This is a genomic window from Niastella soli, from assembly GCF_017742245.1.
Classification (GTDB): domain Bacteria; phylum Bacteroidota; class Bacteroidia; order Chitinophagales; family Chitinophagaceae; genus Niastella; species Niastella soli.
Genome location: NZ_JAGHKO010000001.1, coordinates 2,544,792 through 2,564,438, shown reverse-complemented (window position 1 = coordinate 2,564,438; position 19,647 = coordinate 2,544,792). Strand labels below are relative to the sequence as shown.

General features: G+C 45.0%; 9 protein-coding genes. 2 read left to right on the top strand and 7 right to left on the bottom strand.

Translation table 11 applies throughout. The features are described 5' to 3' along the window. The first annotated feature begins 18 nt into the window (after positions 1 to 18). Entirely contained in the window at positions 19 to 3,672 is a 3,654-nt protein-coding gene (locus J7I42_RS10630) for a DUF7948 domain-containing protein (protein WP_209138758.1), read from the top strand. Between the two features lie 207 nt (positions 3,673 to 3,879). Here the strand turns inward: J7I42_RS10630 and J7I42_RS10625 are convergent, their stop codons facing one another. The 4 genes from J7I42_RS10625 to J7I42_RS10610 form a co-directional block, all read right to left on the bottom strand. Further along, complete coding sequence (locus tag J7I42_RS10625; RefSeq protein ID WP_209138757.1) at positions 3,880 to 4,773, bottom strand: aldo/keto reductase; 894 nt, start codon at positions 4,771 to 4,773, stop codon at positions 3,880 to 3,882. Positions 4,774 to 4,860: 87 nt separating this feature from the next. Then, complete coding sequence (locus tag J7I42_RS10620) at positions 4,861 to 7,194, bottom strand: glycoside hydrolase family 2 TIM barrel-domain containing protein (RefSeq protein WP_209138756.1); 2,334 nt, start codon at positions 7,192 to 7,194, stop codon at positions 4,861 to 4,863. Between the two features lie 379 nt (positions 7,195 to 7,573). Further along, the gene (mgrA, locus tag J7I42_RS10615) at positions 7,574 to 8,569 is read right to left on the bottom strand and encodes an L-glyceraldehyde 3-phosphate reductase (RefSeq protein WP_209138755.1); all 996 of its coding nucleotides are present in this window, start codon (positions 8,567 to 8,569) and stop codon (positions 7,574 to 7,576) included. A 709-nt stretch (positions 8,570 to 9,278) separates the two neighbouring features. Beyond that, positions 9,279 to 12,149 carry a glycoside hydrolase family 31 protein gene (locus J7I42_RS10610; protein ID WP_209138754.1) on the bottom strand — a complete coding sequence of 957 codons (2,871 nt, stop codon included), beginning with the start codon at positions 12,147 to 12,149 and terminating at the stop codon, positions 9,279 to 9,281. A 478-nt stretch (positions 12,150 to 12,627) separates the two neighbouring features. Here J7I42_RS10610 and J7I42_RS10605 point away from each other — a divergent pair, with 478 nt between their 5' ends. Next, the gene (locus tag J7I42_RS10605; RefSeq protein WP_209138753.1) at positions 12,628 to 12,873 is read left to right on the top strand and encodes a hypothetical protein; all 246 of its coding nucleotides are present in this window, start codon (positions 12,628 to 12,630) and stop codon (positions 12,871 to 12,873) included. A 149-nt stretch (positions 12,874 to 13,022) separates the two neighbouring features. On the opposite strand, the gene J7I42_RS10600 is transcribed toward J7I42_RS10605, so the two are convergent. The 3 genes from J7I42_RS10600 to proB form a co-directional block, all read right to left on the bottom strand. Then, a complete protein-coding gene (locus J7I42_RS10600; protein WP_209138752.1) occupies positions 13,023 to 17,093 on the bottom strand; it encodes a hybrid sensor histidine kinase/response regulator transcription factor in 4,071 nt (1,356 codons plus the stop codon). Positions 17,094 to 17,325: 232 nt separating this feature from the next. Next, positions 17,326 to 18,570, bottom strand: coding sequence for a glutamate-5-semialdehyde dehydrogenase (locus J7I42_RS10595; protein ID WP_209138751.1), 1,245 nt, complete (start codon positions 18,568 to 18,570; stop codon positions 17,326 to 17,328). Between the two features lie 9 nt (positions 18,571 to 18,579). Beyond that, positions 18,580 to 19,614 (bottom strand): glutamate 5-kinase, encoded by a 1,035-nt coding sequence (gene proB, locus J7I42_RS10590; RefSeq protein ID WP_209138750.1) that lies wholly within the window; start codon positions 19,612 to 19,614, stop codon positions 18,580 to 18,582. Positions 19,615 to 19,647: the final 33 nt, after the last annotated feature.

Sequence of the window (19,647 nt, the reverse complement as noted above, 5' to 3'; positions counted from 1 at the left end):
ACCTTGAAAACACGTATTTTGGTTAAGAATATTCTGATGGTTATAGCGCTGCTCGTAACTGGCGTTATACGCCTGGCTGCGCAATCACCTTCTACATTTGAATTTGTTGAGAATAACGGGCAGTGGGAAAAAGAGATCACCTTCAAAGGCACATTACCTGCTGGTAATTTTTATCTGCATAAAAATGGTTTTACGGTTGTACAACACAATATAGACGACCTGCAACTGTTGCGTGATAACCACGAGCCCTCCGCTAACCAAAACAGTAGCAGGAGATCAACCACCAGCAATGCCCGGCAGGTTACGAATGCAGTGGATTCTCCCTTTACCGTTCGCTCCCATGCCTACAAGGTGCACTTCATTGGCGGCTCCGCCAATCCTGAGGTTGTTCCTGATAAAGTATTACCTGGTTATAGTAACTATATTATTGGCAAGGACCCCGCCAAATGGCGCACCAATGTAAAAAGCTGCCAGGCGGTGATCTATAAAAATGTTTATCCCAATATCGATGTTCGCTATTACTCTGAGAACGGTCAGTTGAAATACGATATAATTGTGAACCCCGGTGGCGATGTGAACAACATTGCCATGCAATACGATGGGGCCGATAAACTGTCTGTCAAAAAAAGCGAGCTTGTGATCAAGACAAGCCTTGGTGAAGTAAGGGAACTGTATCCCTACAGTTATCTGTTTGATAAAGTGCGTGGCAAACAGGAAACGCCCTGTTCCTACAAGATCGATGGCAAAACAGTACGTTTTAAAACCGATGCATATTCAAAAACAAGCACATTGGTTATTGACCCCACCATCATCTTCTCCTCTTTTACGGGCAGTACATCCGATGAATGGGGATTTACGGCCACGCCTGGCCCTGATGGCTCCTTTTTCTCGGGTGGCATTTCATTTAATTCAGGCTTTCCTACTTCGCCCGGTGCTTATAAAACTACCTGGTCGCGTGGTGGCAGAAAAGGGATAGATATCAGCATTTTTAAATTCAGCGCCAATGGTTCTACCCGCGTGTATGCTACGTACCTGGGTGGCAGCGCCGATGAATTTCCCCATAGTTTGTATTGTGATGCACAGGGTAATCTGGTGGTTTTGGGTCGTACTTATTCTACCGACTATCCTGGCGACCTGATAGGCAAAACGACTGAAGGATCTGATTGCGATATGATAGTTACCAAATTGAATGCCACCGGTAGCGCCCTGATTGGTTCCATGCGTATTGGCGGCACCGGTAATGATGGATTGAATATTGAAGACCAGATGGAGACCAGTGGCCATAAAATAACTTCGTTGCTCAGGAACTATGGCGACGATTCGCACAGTGAAGTGATCATTGATAACGCCGGATTTATTTATGTGGCTGGTCAATCACAATCAAGCGATTTTCCGATAAGAGGCACTACTTTTCAACAAAGAAAAAGCGGTGCACAGGACGGTGTAGTACTGAAAATAGCACCCGATTGTAAAAGCATTATCTGGAGTTCATTTGTTGGCGGATCGGGCAATGATGCAGCTTTTGTACTGGCACTAAGTCCTGTCAACAACGATATATATGTAGCCGGTGGAACTGAAAGCAGTGATTTCCCCGGCGCATCAGGTCCGGGATCGGGGGTTTTGAATGGCACTTTCCAGGGATACATAGATGGCTTTGTCACCATTATTTCAAATGACGGTACCCAACAAAAGAAAAGTGTTTTCCTGGGCACAGATAAATCGGATATTATCTATGGTATCCAGTTTGACCGGAATAACTATCCCTATGTAATGGGTGTTACCCGGGGCACGTGGCCAGTGATAAATGCCGCTTATAAAAATGACGGCACTAAACAGTTTGTAGTTAAACTAAACACTGACCTCACCAATATAGAATACTCCACCACATTTGGATCTGGCGATAAGCCCAATATTTCACCAGTGGCTTTCCTGGTTGACCGTTGTGAAAATGTATATATCTCAGGCTGGGGTGGTTGGTATGTACCTGCCTCTACACAGGCCGATCCATATGATCTGGGTGGTACTCGTGGTATGCCGGTTACCTCCGATGCATTAAAATCAATTACCGATAACCGCGACTTCTATTTCATCGTACTTAAAAGGAACGCGGAATCATTGTTATATGGTACTTTCTTTGGTCAGGATGGCGGTTTGGGTGAACACGTTGATGGCGGCACCAGCCGGTTTGATCAAAACGGGGCCATTTATCAGGCCATTTGCGCCAACTGTTATGGTAACATCCGCGATCTGCCTGTTAGCAAATCGTATGTGACCACCCCTGGCGTATGGGCGCCAAAGAATGGTGCAGGTACCCGTGGCTGTAACCTGGGCGCCCTGAAGATCTTATTGAATTTTAGCGGGGTGGGGTCTGGTCCCAAAGCTTATTTCAAAGGAGTGTTCGATACGGTAGGCTGTGTGCCCTTTGAGGTTACTTTTAAAGATACCATTCTGGATGCGCGAAAATACATCTGGAGTTTTGGCGATAATACGCCCGATGTGGAAACGTCATCTTATAATGTTACACACAGATTTGACAACGTGGGTGTTTTCCGCATAAGCCTTATCGCTATTGACTCAAACAGTTGTAATATCAGCGATACGGCGTACCTGACCATCCATGTACGCGATGATCCGGCCAATATAGACTATACCTACAAAAAGCTGCCCCCCTGTCAATCGCTGCTATACGAGTTTGTGAATACCTCAACATTCCCGTCTCACAAACCATTTAAACCAAGCAGCTTTATCTGGGATTTTGGCGATGGCACCCGTATTACACCCGGCGACTCCATTATACGGCACTCTTTTGAAGCGGCTGGCACTTATAGAACAAGACTTATTTTAACCGATACGGCGTATTGTAATGCCGTGGATTCGCTGGTGCAGGAGATACGGGTATCGCCATTGGTTGATGCGCGGTTTGAAACGCCTTCAGTTGGCTGTGCCCCCTATGTTGCCATCTTCAATAATACCTCACTGGCGGGTATGGAGTTCGAATGGGACTTTGGTGATGGTTCCCAAAGTAGTGATGTAAACCCGGTGCATATTTATCCGAATATAGGCACCTATCGCATTAAGCTGAAAGTAACTGACACCACTACCTGTAATAAGGTTGACTCTACGTACATGGATATAACTGTTTATGCCAAACCAGTGGCCAATTTCTCTTTTGCGCCCGTACCGCCATCAGTTAACAAACCTATCATTTTTACCAACCTGAGCTCAGGGGCTGTTGAATACCATTGGATATTTGGCGACGAAGAGATCGTCACTAAAAAAACGGCTGATACCGTAAGCCATCAATACAATATTACCGGCACTTTTGATGCCTGTTTGGTGGCAGTGTCTGAAAGCGGGTGTACAGATACTATTTGTAAGCCGGTTGACGCATTGATAGATCCCCTGCTTGATGTGCCTAATGCCTTTACGCCTGGCCGCTTTGGCCGTAATAGTTATATTACCATAACCGGCTTTGGCATTGCGAAAATGAGCTGGAAGATCTATAATCGCTGGGGCAAGCTGGTGTTTGAGACCAACGATCGCCGTGCTGGCTGGGATGGTACCCTCAATGGCCAGCCACAACCGATGGATGTATATGCTTATACGCTCGATGTAGAATTCTTTGATGGGAATAAGCTTCGTAAAACCGGAGACATTACTTTGATAAGGTAACCAGTTGATCAGTTGACCAGTTAAAAGGAATACAAAATAAAAAAGGGCTCAAGTGGGTTAAACCGCCTGGGCCCTTTTTTATTATTAGTTTATAGGTGAACCTATGAGTAGTGAGTGGACGCGCGACAGTTGCTAACTTGCGCCGCCAAAAATCCATTGCCCATTGCCTCGCCCGCCGAAGCTTTAGCGTAGGAGGGCCCATTGCCTTTATCTATGCTGTTCATACTTATTGGCTATAACAGCGTGTTGTAATACAGAGAGGTCCTTTTCGGTTAGCATAGGCGTTTTAAACGTGGCCACGGCTTCTTCCAATTGTTGTATGGTCCTTATACCTGTTACGGCTGTGGTAACGGCTGAATTATGTAACACAAACCGGAGGGCAGTTTGAGCAGCATTGCGTTGGGTATTTGAAATTTCCTGAACTGCAGCAGCAGCCTTCTCCACTTCCTGCAGGGAGTAATTCAGGTATTCTTTTGGTGATTTATTAACCAGCAATCCCTGTGCTACGGCGCCACGGACCAGTACGCCAATATTGTTTTCCTGCAATAGCGGCAAACAGGTTTCCTCTGGCCGGCGGTCTAACAAACTGTATTGCATCATCACGCTTACGATATTCGAGCGCTTTATATACTCCCTGATCACATTGGGGCGAATAGAGGAGATGCCATAATACCTGATCTTACCTTGTTGCTTCAACAGCTCAAAAGCCTCAATAGTTTCATCGATGTTGTCGTCGATGGTCCCGCCATGCAACTGGTACAGATCTATATAATCAATTTGCAATCGTTGCAAACTCTTTTCTACTTCAGCCAGAATATATTCTTTGCGTGGGTTCCAGTCCCACCCACTCCCATCGGCCCGCCACTGATTGCCCACTTTAGTGGCAATGTATACTTTATCGCGATATCGTTTCAACGCTTTACCTACCAACTGCTCATTCATCCCCTTTGCATACAGATCGGCCGTATCAAAGAAATTGATACCAAGATCAAGGGCGCGGTGTAAGATGAGCTCATTGGCATCATCATTATCCAGCGACATACAACCAAAAGCAATGCGGCTGATGCGCATGTCTGATTTTCCTAATTGTACGTATTCCATCTTATAAAGGTACTATTATAGGCATAAAATAAAAGTGGTCTCGGCTGAGCCGAGACCACTCTTGGAATATTCTTTAGTAGTGTTACATTACCATCTGAAGTCGAAGTATACAGAACCGCTGTACGAATCATTAGCGCTTTTCAGGCTCTTGCTGGGTACATTCTCAGCAGGTTTGGTACTCAAACCACTGATCTGGTTCATAAACCCGATGTTACCATTGTCAGGGAATGGTGCAGTAGCGAACTCGTTCAACAGTGCACCCTGTTTCAATGGGTTGAACAATTGCAGGTACATGTTCGGTTGATCGGTATACAGCGTGAAGTTACCCATGTTTGTTTGGTACTGCACCCAGTATATATCTGCATGCCATCCTTTGAACTCGCCATTATTGACGTTAGACTTGTTCGATCTTTCCCACACACCAATCTGTTGTCCTTTTTGACGGTTTTTCCAAACCTGGAAAGGACCACGGCCCATCCATTTCATACCTGTGATCTTTTCCTCAGGGTATTTGAAAGTGATACCTGCGTATTCACCTACAGGCTTCATTGAGTAGTTGTATTCCATCCTTGGTAAATCACCGGTGTGGAATGTCCATCTTACCCACAATGTGCTCTCGCCTTTATAAGTAACCTCCACGGTGTGGATGTTATCTTTTACGATGTGTTTGAAATCGGCCAGGGCATAACCACTGTGAACACCTGCCAGGAAAGGACCGGTGAATGCCAGGTCACGTTTACCAACATATACTTTGGTGATGTTACCAGTCTTTTTATCGAAGATATAGTTGATACCATCGCACACCAGTGACAGGAAGTCGGCTTCTTCTGTACGCATGATGGTAGAGATAGAAGATACTTCAGGGCTGGTTGCCACCACATCCACAGGTTTGCGGATCTGGAAAGTGTAGGTATAAACTTCTTTATCGCGTGAATCCAGTACAGTCAGCTGCAGGGCGTCACATACAGTGAACTGGTTTTGGAAGTTGAACTTCAGATCTGCTTTTTCGCCAGGTCCGGTGTACGGAGAAGCGATGGTTCCCTGTTCAACCACCAGAGGTTCCAGGGTCTTTTGGGTAGCTTTAGGGAACAACACCAGTTTCCAGTTGAACTTTAATCTGTTCAGGTTGGTATACAGGAATTTGTTCTCAATAGTGATAACACCATTCCAGGAAGCGGGAAGCTGGCTGATATTGAAAGCCAATGGCGACCATATTTCCTTGATGGCATAATAGCTGGCCCATTTATCTTTTGATTTGGGATCAAAGCCACTGGCAGATTCAATACCATTGTCATCGCGGTAAGTAGCCAGGAAGCTTCCAGAGAATTTGTTCGACTTGCTCATTTCAGACCAGAACTCATCTAAACCGGCAGCACGACCGCCATTGAAGATACCGTTACCTATTTCAACGGGGGTGAAGGCTTCGGTACCATATAAGATAGAGTTGGCAACTGTATTGAAATCTGAGCTCTTTTTATCTTTATTTATGGGATGTATAACATACCGGCTTTGTACGTCGTATGCAGCAAATTCCTTATCCAGTTCCTTATTGGCGGCGAGGTCTGGGCCAGTTGACCAACAGATCACTGAAGGGTGGTTCAGACCGCTGAACACGATGTCTTTTACCATTCTCTTATCTGTACCAGGCAATTCACTGATCACAAACAAACCAATAGAATCGCACAGGTCGAAGTATAAAGGATCAACCGGATAGTAGGACAAACGAACAGCGTTCATGTTCAGGTCCTTCATGGTATTGATGTCGGCCAGGTAAGCTTCTTCAGATGTTCTGTAGTTGCCCAGGTTGGCACTGCGACAGTTCATCCCTTTAAAGATCGCCTTTACACCATTTACATATATACCATCAAGTTTTGACTCAACTGTTCTGAAACCGAATTTTTTAAGAAAAGTGTAGATTACTTGTCCAGTGGCATCTTTTAATGTTAATACAATCTGATACATGTGCGGGTTCTCAGGGTTCCATGTTCTGATCATGGAGAACTGCTTCTTTATGGTAGAAGTTTCTGTAGCAGTTACCTGAGCAGGTTCACCCAATGCTTTGCCGGTTGGATCAAAAACCTGCATTTCGATGGTCTCATTGGGTTGAAGGCCTTTACTATACACCTGCATCTCAAAATCGCCAGATGCTTTGGCATCGATAGTTACCCGTTCTATATAAGATTCGAATTCATTACCATGGCCGGCAGTACTACCATAATTATTACCAGTTCCCTTTTCACCCAGTAAACCAGGCAGTGGAATCTTGGTCTTAATATTAGCATGCTCATTCGCTGAATAAGCTCCCCACAGCGTGGAGTGGTCATTCGCGGCCCCTAAGTGTTGGGAGGTTTCAGTTCCCTGTGCAAGCGCCTGGGTTAAAATCCCATGCATGATCAACAAATGCAGGATAGTCTTTTTCATTTCAGGTGTATGGATAAGTAGCTACTAAATAAGATATCAGACCCGTGTAAAAACTACTGACCAGACTTATATAACCAGCCAGCAGCAAAAGAATACCTCAGCGGTTATTCCATGCGGTTGTTGGGTTGGCGGGGTTATATAGTTCCCTATAGCTGTAATATGTTTTTCGAACCTGCTTTACATTGAACAGAAATGGTACTGTTCCTGTTTCAATTAAAGCCATACACACATTGCATTACAGGAAAAATCTATAGGTAGCTTTTACGAACGGTGCAATATAATACTAAATTTTGTTTTGTCTAAGCGTTCTAAAACCTTTTACTATTGTTATATGTTACCTATCTTTTTTGCAAACCAGTTTTGCTTTTTTCAGCTGCGCTTATCCTTTTAATATCGATTCAATCTCACTTAGTTCCGCAGATGAGAACTGCCTGTTGGCAAGACAGGCCAGGTTATTATCCAACTGCTCTGTTGAGCTTACGCCGATCAAAACTGTTGTTACTCGTTTATCTTTCAGTATCCAACTCAGTGCCATTTGTGCCAATGACTGGTTACGGCGTTGTGCTATCTCGTTCAGCTTTTTTATTTTCCCGATCTTCTCAGGTGTAATTTCATTAGCCTTTAAAAAACCATGTTCCTTTGATGCTCTTGAATCTTCAGGAATACCTTTTAAATATCTATCGGTCAATAATCCCTGCGCCAGGGGTGAAAACGGAATACAACCTACACCATATTCTTCCAGCACATCGAGTAACCCATTCTCAACCCACCTTTCAAACATCGAATATTTCGGTTGATGAATAAGACAGGGAGTACCTGCCTGTTTCAAGATCTCAAATGCTCTTTTGGCTTCAGCAGCCGGGTAGTTTGAGATACCTGCATATAAGGCCTTTCCACTTTTTACTATATCATGCAAGGCCATCATTGTTTCTTCCAGCGGTGTATCAGGATCGGGGCGGTGCGAATAAAAGATGTCGACATAATTCAAACGCATCCGTTGTAAACTTTGATCGAGGCTTGCCATCAGGTATTTCCTCGACCCCCAATTACCATAAGGCCCCGGCCACATCAGGTATCCTGCTTTGGATGAAATGATCAACTCATCGCGCAGATAACCTGAAAAGTCTTTCTTCAACATGGCTCCGAAATTTTCCTCGGCCGAACCGGGCGGCGGCCCGTAGTTATTCGCCAGGTCAAAGTGGGTGATCCCTTTGTCAAAAGCATGCCGAACAATACGACGTGCATTTTTGAAATCGTCTACTCCGCCGAAATTATGCCATAACCCAAGCGACAAAGCCGGTAACAATACACCGCTATTGCCGCAGCGATTGTACGTCATGGAATCATAACGGGTTGAAGACGGGGTATATGCCATCTCAGTTATTGATTAATGTAATTTGTAAATGATGAAAGCTCGATGGTTCCTGAGCCACTGGGCATCGATCGTCATTGCACATAATCTAAGCTATTCAATGCGTAATATATATAACGCGTGATACTAATAATTAAGTACGTATAAGTAAGAATAATACTTAGTTCCCGGGTTTAGACAGTACCCGCCCTTCAAGATCGCCCGCGGAGTAACCTATACATTGCTTTAACGCAACAAGGGTTATTTAATTATGTCGAACTACTAAACTAACAACTGTTCTTTTAACAAATTATTGTGTATTGGCGGGCATTTTATTCGGATAACTGCTTGCGCTGCAAGGCATAAGGCGGCTTTCGGGAAATACTGGGCAGCGGGGGTAACATTCCCGTATATTTTACACGCGGGACATAAAAAATCCAGGTTGCCCGGGATTACCGAACAACCTGGAAAAAGGAAAAGGCTAATGGCGAGCAATCGTTCAGCAATTAGGGGGTTATCAGGCGCCCCTAATAGTACCAGTTGCTAAAGTACCGGTTGCAATAGAATACAGGGGTAGTAAAATTTGTTTTTCTGGGTAGTAAAATGTTAACCAGTTCCTATTGGTTTGAACTGGAAACAGGGATAACATATTCCATTTCAGCAGATTAGCACCATGCAATGTTGAGAAAAAATGTGGACCATCCTCCTTTTCGGCAGATGGCCCACACGTTATTTATTTCATAGTTACCGATACTTGTTCTCCGAGATATTGGATGGTGGTTGCGGGCTTATCGTCTTTTTTTTCTGGCGAAAGGGCCTTTGTTCTGGATATCCAAACGATATTAAAACTGCGCTGTTTCAACATCCCGGCATAATTACCGGTGCGCTGACCAATGGTCAATGTTTTATTGGCTTCATTGTAAGCGATGGGTATGTTGGAAAAAAAGCCTTTTTCATAATTGTAATTGGTGCCTTCATCTTCATATAAGGTGAAGGAGGCATCTTTGCCCGTATACACATACAGCGTAATGGGGTCGGTTTGTTTTTCACTGGTATACTGCAGATCAGGCCCAACGGGAATAATGCTTCCTTCCTTTACAAACAACGGCAGCTGTTCATAACTGGCTGCGGCATTGATCCGCTGTCCACCGCCCAGGTAAGCGCCTGTATAGAAGTTATACCAGCCAGTATTGGCAGGCAGATATACCCAACGGCTTCTTGCCTTGTATTCATATACGGGGTTTACCAGCAACGATGGACCAAACATATACTGGTCGCCAATGTTCTCTACAGCCTTGTCAGCAGCAAAATCCATCACCAGCGGACGCATGATGGTATAATCATGATGATACACCTGTGCGGCTATAGTATAGATATATGGCATCAGCCGGTAACGCAACTGATCGTAATACAACATGCTTTTATATGCAGGATGGTCAGGGGGCGCAACATTAAAGATCTCGCGATAAGGGAATTGGCCATGCACCCGGAAGATGGGACAGAAGGCTCCAAACTGATACCAGCGTGTCATCAACTCGCGCCACTCATCCAGATCGCTGCCGGTTGCCTTTTCAAACCGCTTTTCAACTGCAAAACCACCAATGTCGGTTGTCCAGTAAGGTAAACCGGAAAGCGAAAAGTTAATCCCCGCCGCTACCTGGTTTTGCAGATCATTCCAACGGGCACCAATATCACCACTCCAGGTTACAGCTCCATATTTTTGTAACCCCGCGTATGCAGAACGGGTCAGGATAAATACCCGGTCAAGCGCATTGGTGCGTCGTTGTCCTTCATAAACACCTTTGGCATTCTCAACGGCAAAGTCGTTGAAATAACTGGTTGATGAACCACGCGCCACAGGTGCAATGAGTTTTTTTCTTTCATCAATGCTGGTATTTGATAATATATCAGGCTCAGTTGCATCCATCCACCAGCCATCTACTCCCTTACTGTATAATTTCTCGTTCATCAATTTCCAGAACAGTTCCCGCGCCTGTGGATTGTAGGCATCATAAAAAGTAGACACATATCCTACCCAGTCTTTCTGGTTGTTCAACACATTCTGTTTGTATAACCAGCCTTTTTCATTGAACAGGTCATAGTTTTTTGTACCTGTATAAAACTTTGGCCATACCGAGATCATGAAATGGGTGTTGTATTTTTCATGCAGGTCTTTTATCATGGCATCTGCATTGGGAAAACGGCTGGTATCAAATTCATGACTGCCCCACTGATCGGGTTTCCAGTAAAACCAGTCGAGAACAATATTGTCAATTGGAATTTTTCGCTCGCGGAATTCTTTTACAACCGATAACAACTCATTTTGTGTTTTATATCGTTCCCGGCTTTGCCAAAAGCCCATGGCCCACTTGGGTAACATAGTGGCATTGCCGGTGAGTTCGCGATAGCCGGAAATGATCTCATCCATATTATTTCCATAAACGAAATAATAGTTGATATTATCCCCCGCCTCTGACCAAAATGAAAAGTTGTTTTGACTGGTATCAGGTACAGGGCTCAACCATTTCATGGCCACATACGATTCACCTCCATCGGGTATCCATTCTATTTTTACGGGGTATTGTTTTCCTTTCTCCATATCCGCCTTTACCAGTGTAGTAATAGGGTTCCAGCATTGCCGCCATTTATCAACCAGCAACTTGCCATTGAACCAGTATTTTAAATACCCGCCTGATGAAAACAAAAAGCTATGCTCGCCTGAATAGGCAGATGAGATCTTTCCTTCCCATTGCACCCGGCCTTTTTGTAAAGGGAACCCCGCTGGGATGTTCTTTAATGCCGGGATAAATTCATAATCGATCTCCTTTTCACTCCGCCTGGTGAATACACTGTCTGCTTTTTTATTGGAAAAATAAGTGGCGGTCAATGCACCGGAAGTCCCATCTGTACCTGTTAACGATAAAGTATGTAATGGTTCAAACGGGCGGCAATCGCCAAACCGCGAAATGGAATAATTATCCCATAACAATCCATAGTTCCGATTGGAGACCATAAATGGTATGGCCACTTCTGAATTTTGTTGCAACAATGAAACCTGGGTGCCTCGATAATTAAATAATCCCTGCTGGTGTTGTCCCAGTCCATACCAGGCTTCGCCGGCCGGGGATTCAAAAGATTGGGAAATTGTAAAGGTAGACTTGCTCTCCAGGTCTTTTTTCACAAATGCCCTTCCCCCTGCGGGAACCTCCTTTAAAACTACATTTCCCTTCAAGTCGGTGAATTGTACATTGCCCGTTGTACGGGAAACGATGGCCCGTAAACTGGCTGTTTGCAATATCAACTGATCGCCCTGTTCTTCCAGTTTCCATTGAGGGTTACGTTTTACCCCTTCAATCATTAAACTGGGGGCAGCAGCAAATGAATCGCTGGCAGCAGCAGTTACATGAATAATTTTATCATTCACTATCTGCAACTTTACATTTACGGCTCCGCCGGCCTGAGGTTTTTCAATTTTTACGATCACCCCATCCTCTAACCAGGTGAAGTTGTTGAAAGCAGGTTTATGGAATGAGATTAAAACTATTAATCCTATAAGCACAATGGCTACAATGCCGACAAGCAGTCGTTTAAATGGGGTTTTCATGGAGTGTTCTGTTTTGGGATATTTCTAAACACCATAGTATGCTCAAAATTAACCAGATACGAATCGGCGGAAGGGTGTCAAATGTTATTAATTAGGGCGTGGTTTGTTAACCTTGTGTGTGGAGAGTGATGGCCTTTGGCGGAAAGTCGAAATGCGGCACCTGGTTATGGTTATTCGGAGCCCGAGGCAGGTTGCCGGGCCTTCGACTCCCCTCAGGGTATTGGAAATTAAACAAAATGATATTATAATTGCCTTTTATATTCATTCGCGAAATTCAATACCCTAGAAATGAACTGTAAAGTTTTTGTGCTGGCTTTGCTTGTACTGATTGGAAGTAGTTGTAAACATAAATCGGCAACGGAAAATACACCGCCCCCCCAGGAGACCCCACAACCCACCACCCCACAACCCCAAGGTCCGGGATCTCAGTCACCCCATACGCCCGGGCATGAACATGATGACACGAACGGGCACCACCATGAGCACGACCACGATGACGATGATGATGATCAGGACCATGATTGCCACGACCGTGACTGCCACCACCATGATTGCCATCACCATGACTGCCATCACCATGACTGCCACCATCATGGCAAGAAGCATCACCGGTTGCCACCCGGACAAGAAAAGAAATTACATGGAGACCAGTCAGCCAGGGATTATGCCCCGGGACATAGGAAGGGCAAGGGGAAATAGGAAATGGGCAATCGATGTTGTTTAGTTAAGCGATTTGATTAACCTGGAATGAAACACAGGGAATAATATTAACATTATAAACCCACACCTACCTCCCGCAAAGCGGGACAGGCTCTCCCAGGAGGGGATTCCATAAAACAAGCATTAACAAAACGACGTTGAGTGGACAGGTACCTACGCTTTACCTTTCTGAGCTATATATTCTGAAGGTAATAAGCCAAACTCTTTCTTAAAAGTCCGGGCGAAATATTTGGGGTTGTTGAAACCCACTTCATAGGCAATCTCAGAAATGGTGAACTGGCTTTTTTCAAGCAATTGGGCGGCGCGTTTTAACCTTATCGTCTTTATAAAATCTAGGGGCGATTTACCGGTTAACGCCAGCAGCTTTTTATACAGGGCTACCCGGCTCATGTGCAAGGCGCGGCTTAGGTCCTCAACTGAAAACTCGGGGTTACTGATGTGCTGTTCCACCGTTTCTATTGCCTGGCGAATTATTTGTTCATCGACCGAAGTGATACTTATTTCGGAAGGACTTACCTCTACCTGTTTATGGAACAATTTGCGCATGGCTTCCTGCTGCAAAAGCAGGTTCCTGATGCGGGATTGTAACATTTCAATACTGAACGGCTTTGTCACGTAATCATTAGCTCCTACCTGGAAGGCTTCGAGCTTGGGTTCTGCCGCCGACCTGGCGGTTAATAAAATTACCGGAATGTGTGAGGTTTGTTTATCATGTTTTATGGTACGGCATAATTCCATACCATCCATCACCGGCATCATTACATCACTTACAATAAGATCGGGTTGCAGTTGTTTGGTCTTTTCCCAACCTTCTGCCCCATTCACAGCTTCGTACACGACATAATTCCGGCGCAGGTTGTCTTTCAGGTAAAAACGGATGTCTTCATTGTCGTCAACGATCAGGATCACCGGTTTTTTATGGGAAGCTTTACCGGTCACTTCCCTGGCTCCTTCGCCTCCCTGTTGCAGCAACAATTCTTCCTGGCTTACCACCAGCTCGGCAACCACATTATTCACGGGTAACAACACAGTAAAGCAAGTACCCTTTCCAGGTTCGCTGGTTACGGAAATAGTACCCTGATGTAAGCGCACAAATTCTTTGGAGATGGCCAACCCAATACCACTTCCCTGGTTCAGGATACTGCCTGGTATGTCGTGTTGAAAAAAACGTTCGAATATTTTATCCTGGTCCCCCTGGGGAATACCAATCCCACTGTCTTTTACCATAATAGAGACAAACTGTTCTTCCTGCCCTACTATAACCTGGATGCTTCCATGCTCCGGTGTAAATTTAAAAGCGTTGGACAGCAGGTTGAACAAAATACGTTCGAGCTTATCGGGGTCAAAAGAGATCTGCAACGACTCTATACTGTTGCTGAAATTGAAATGGATATGTTTGGCGCCCGCCATGTCAGTGAATGAACAGGTAATTTCTTTTACGAATGAAACAATATCACCCATGGAAGGATAGAGCCGCAGTTCCCGCATCTCCAGCTTTCTGAAATCGAGCAATTGATTCACCAGGGCGAGCAATCGCCGCGCATTTCGATAGATCAACTGATATTGTTTCTTTTGTTCTGGCTCGTGGGAATGGTTCAGCATTTTTTCCACCGGGGCCATGATCAATGACAACGGTGTTCTGAACTCATGACTTACGTTGGTAAAGAATTTCAATTTCAACAGGTCAAGCTCGTGCACTCGTTCTGCTTCTTTCTTTTGTTGCGCCAGCTGAAAACGCATGTGCGCGCGTTGTATGGTGAGCCGCCGGGCCGCAAATAAAATAGCGCCTAACAGTACTGCATAAATAATAAAGGCCGGAACAGTTCGCCAGAACGGAGGCAGGATGATAATCTGCAGTGCCGTACCTTTTTCATTCCATACCCCATCGCCATTGCTGGCTTTTACCCTGAAAGTATATTTACCAGGATCGAGGTTAGTATAAGTAACGGTGCGGTGCGTGCCATCGGTTGTTAACCAATCGTTGTTGAATCCTTCCAGCTTATATGCATATTGATTTTTCTCGGGGTTGGAATAGTTGAGCGCGGCAAACTCCAATGAGAAAATATTCTCATGGTATTTCAGGGTAATGGCCTTTACTTCTGAAATGGCTGTTTGCAACAACACACGGTTATTGATCACTTCACCGGGTTGCGGGTTTTTATCAAACACCCGTAGATCGGTCAGTACAACTTCGGGCACCACGGTGTTGTGTGAGATGGCTTCAGGACTGATGATATTAAATCCATTGGCACCGCCAAAGATCAGTTCGCCCTGTTTTGTTTTCAATGCAGCATTTTCATTGAACTCCCGCCCCTGCAATCCATCGCGTTCATCATAATTTCTGAACTGTAACCGGATGGCCCCATTTGTTTCATGCTTTACCCAGGCCCTGCTCAGGCCATTTGATGTTCCTAGCCACAGCGTATGGGCGTTGTCTTCCATCAGGGTGAGGATGTTGTTCTCTGACAATCCATCAGCCTGGGAATAATGATGGAAAGAATGGGTCACTTTATCAAATAAGTTCAGTCCATCGCGGGTGGCCACCCACATATTGCCGTGACTGTCTTTCAACAATGAAGTCACATTGTTATTGCCTAAACTGCTTTTATCTTTTGTATCGTGCTGGTACCAGGTAAAACCGCCGCCTTTTTTATTTAACACACTAATGCCTGATTCGGTGCCTATCCACAAGTTACCATCCTGGTCTTCGGCCAGTGCCGAGATGTAATTTGAATTAATGGAACCATTTCCCTTTCGATAGGTATAGAATCCTTTTATTTCCGGGTGAAAGCGGTTCAGCCCACCACTCAATGTTCCGATCCATAATTGTTGTTGCGCATCTTCATAGATCTCCCAGATGCTGTTATCAGAAATACTGGTAGCAACTTCCGCATCATGTTTATAATGAATAAACTGGTGGCCGTCGTAACAATCAAGTCCGCCATAGTACGACCCGATCCACAACTTTTTATTATGATCAATGCATAAACTTACGATTACATCATTGCTGATACTGTTTGTATTGGTAGCACTGTGTTTATAGGTATGATAATTCCCGGTAATTCTATCGTAATAGATCAAGCCGCCCCCATTGGTCCCGATCCACAGGTTGCCTTTATCGTCTTCTACAAACCGGTTCACATCGTCGAACGGTAAACTATGGGCATCGGACAACAGATGCCGGTAAACCGGAAACTTAATGATGTTCTCATGATAATAGTTGATCCCTTTTTTATAGGTTCCCAGCCAAATAATACCGGTGTTGTCTCGGTAAATGGCATTAATGCTGTTCTGACTAATGCTTTTAAGATCTTCCGGTTTATTCTCTAAATACCCGATAACGCCTGTTCTTTTATTCAACAGGTTTACTCCCCCATGATCAGTACTGATCCAGATAAGGCCATTGTTATCCTGCTGAATACCCGTAACCAGGTTATTGTTTAACTGGTTGCCGGGCGCATCGCGGTGATAATGTGCCAGGTTATTTGATTTTATCTGGTAACAAAAGGCCCCTTGTGGCAGCCCTTCTGTATAGATCCACAGGTCGTTCTCTGCATCGGCAAACAGGCGGTACCGCAGTTCCTCGGCCCGTTTAAACAATCCAGAATTGCTGACGATCATTTTCTCCGTAGCGGTATTATATGCTTCCAGCAATCCATCGGTATAAATGATCCAGATGTTGCCGGCATTATCAGCCGTCATATCGGTTATATCGTGTTGCCGCTTAAAACGTGTTACCGTATGCGTTACCGGGTTATACCGGCTGGCACCATAGCCAGTTTGGGCAAACCAGTAACAGCCTTGTTTATCCTTTACAATATCGGTAACAAACGTATTGGGTAAAGATAGTTGCTGGCAATAACCTGCCGTATTGGTCATGGCTTTTTCCGATACGGGATCAAAGAGACACTGCCCGGCCCGGGTATCGATCCAGAATTTATTGTCAGGTCCCTCCTGGATCTTTACAATTAGATCGTCATTAAGCGAGGAAGAGTCGTTTTCGCGGTGCCGGAAAACTTTGAAGGTATAGCCATCATAGCGGTTGAGACCGGAAGCTGTTCCAAACCACATAAAGCCCTTTGCATCTTTTATAATGCTGTTAACCTGGTTGTGCGATAAACCGTTAGAAATATCGAGGTGCGAAAACGGGTATTGCACAGGCTGTGCAAATAGTGGACGCAGGTATGGAAAGCAGATAGTTAGTATCAGTATCCGTTTGATCATCGTATATGGCAAAGCAATCGTAGCAATTGTTTCAATGACAATATACGGGGATTTTCTGATTACCTGCCTGTGTAATGTATAATACATTACAATTCATTATCTGCAATGAGGTTACAACGGAAGTTGACAAGGAAGAAAGCCTGTTCCAGTTTCCAGGTTGCAAAGCCAGGACTTCCCTGTAACCTTTAACCTGTAACTTGCAACAGGCTCCCGACCAAAGGACTGTCCGGCTTTATCTTATATTACCATTACCTTGTAATAACCATTTCTCAGTAACCAACTTCTCTAATGCAAAAGGCCCGCGGGCATGAAGCTTTTGGGTGGAAATGCCGATCTCGGCACCAAGGCCCATTTCTTCCCCATCGGTAAACCGGGTGCTTGCATTGGTATAAACAGCAGCCGCATCTACTTCCTGTAAAAAGCGGGCGCACTGTTTTTTGTTGTTCGAAACAATGGCTTCGCTGTGTTTGGTAGAATGTTCACGGATGTGGTCCAGCGCTTCATCGATGTTCTTTACCACCTTAACGGCGCATTTCAGGCTCTGGAACTCGCGATCAAAATCTTCCGGTGTAGCCTTTTGTAAATGAGGGTAACCCTTTAATAATTTATGCGATTTGGCATCGGCAAATATCTCTACCTGATGCTCATTGAATTTTGATTGTAATTGTTTCAGAAAAGCAGGCGCTACGGCTTCATCCACTATCACCGTATCCATAGCATTGCAAACTGATGGACGTGATACCTTGGCATTTACAACAATGTCAACCGCCTTTTTTATGGACGCTTCTTTTTCTACATACACATGACATACGCCAGCCCCGGTTTCTATCACCGGCACCAGGCTATTCTTTCTTACAAACTGGATCAGCGATTCGGAACCACGGGGTATAAGCACATCCACATATTTGGTAGCAGTAAATAATTCCTGCACGGTCTCCCGTTCTGATGGCAACAGGGTTACGCAATCGGGATCGATGTCATTTGCTTTTAGCACTTTTTTTATGAGGCGGATGGCTGCCAGGTTGGAGTTCTCCGCTTCGCTGCTGCCCTTGAGCACACAACCATTCTGGCTGCGAATACAAAGCGCTGCTATATCATAAGTAACATTGGGTCTTGATTCGTAAATGGCGCCTACCACGCCCAACGGCACGGCGATCTTATGCAGCAACAGGCCATTGTCGAGCCGGCGTTTCTCCAGCGTTTTACCAGCAGGGTTAGGCAACTTGCTGATCTTCCGGATGCTGTTTGCAATACCGGCAATGCGTTGTTTGTTCAACAACAGTCTGTCGACTTTTGGATTGTTTGGGTCCTGCTTTTCTACATCGAGCTGGTTGGCTTTTATAACAGCCGCGCTGTTCTTCTCCAGTTCATCGGCCAGTTGCAATAAAACAGCTTTCAGTTGTTTATCAGTTGCCTGCCGCAAGTTGATAGCGGCTTTCCAGGTCTTAATTATCAATGGTTGTATACTGCTGCTCATCAGGTCTAATTAAAATATTACTATATCGTCGGCATGTGCTGCCAATACATTTTTTTGAGAAATGCCATCGCGAATGGAGGCGGCATCCAGTTTTACTTTGGCAACGCCAATAATGCTTTCGTCTTCATCTTTTATTTGTACTACTTCTCCCGCTGCAAATTTTCCCTGCACCTGGGTAACGCCTACGGTAAGCAAACTTCGGCGCTGTTGCAAGGCTTTTACCGCGCCTTTGTCAACCAACAGGGTGCCCAATGTAATAGAACCGCTGGCCAGCCATTTTTGCCGGGCTTTTAAATTCGAATCCTGCGAAATAAAGGTGGTCCCGTTTTTACCGGTGAGGGCATCAGCAAAGGGAGTTTTTCCGCTCAGCCCGCAAATGATCACCTGAATACCCAGGGAGGTGGCTAAACGGGTAAAGGTGAGTTTGGAGGTCATGCCACCCAGGCCAAGACTGCTTTTACCGGTTTGTACAAAGCCCAACACCTTGCTGTCGATCTTTTCTACCCGGGGAATGATGTTTTTGGCATCATCCATAAAACCGCCCACTGAGGTACAGATCACTAAAGTTTCTGCATCGAAACCCACGGCAATGAGAGTGGCCAGTTCGTCGTTGTCGCTGAACTTCAGCTCCACATTACTTACCAGGTCGTTCTCATTCACAACAGGCAATATACCGTTCTGCCAAAAAGCTTCAAAGGTTTCTTTCAACTGTACAAACTGAAACCGGTTGCTGAAATGGTGCCGTTCGCACAGAGCTTGCGCTACGGGTATATCGTACTTCGAAAATTGTTTCTGGTATAATTGTATCAATAAGGGATTACCAACGGCCGCGGCGGCTTTGCGTTCAGTAATACTGCCCTTATAATTTTGAATGTATACTTTTCCGCTGCCCACTGCCCCACTCGATACCAACACCACCCGATGGGTATGAAACAGCTCCGCAATTTCTGACGCTACCTTCTTTATTATGGTATGACTGATCACGCCTTCCTCATTGGTAATAACCGCTGTGCCAAGCTTTATTACAATAACCGGTTTTTGCATGCGCAAATTTAAGCCGGAAACACCGAACGCAAT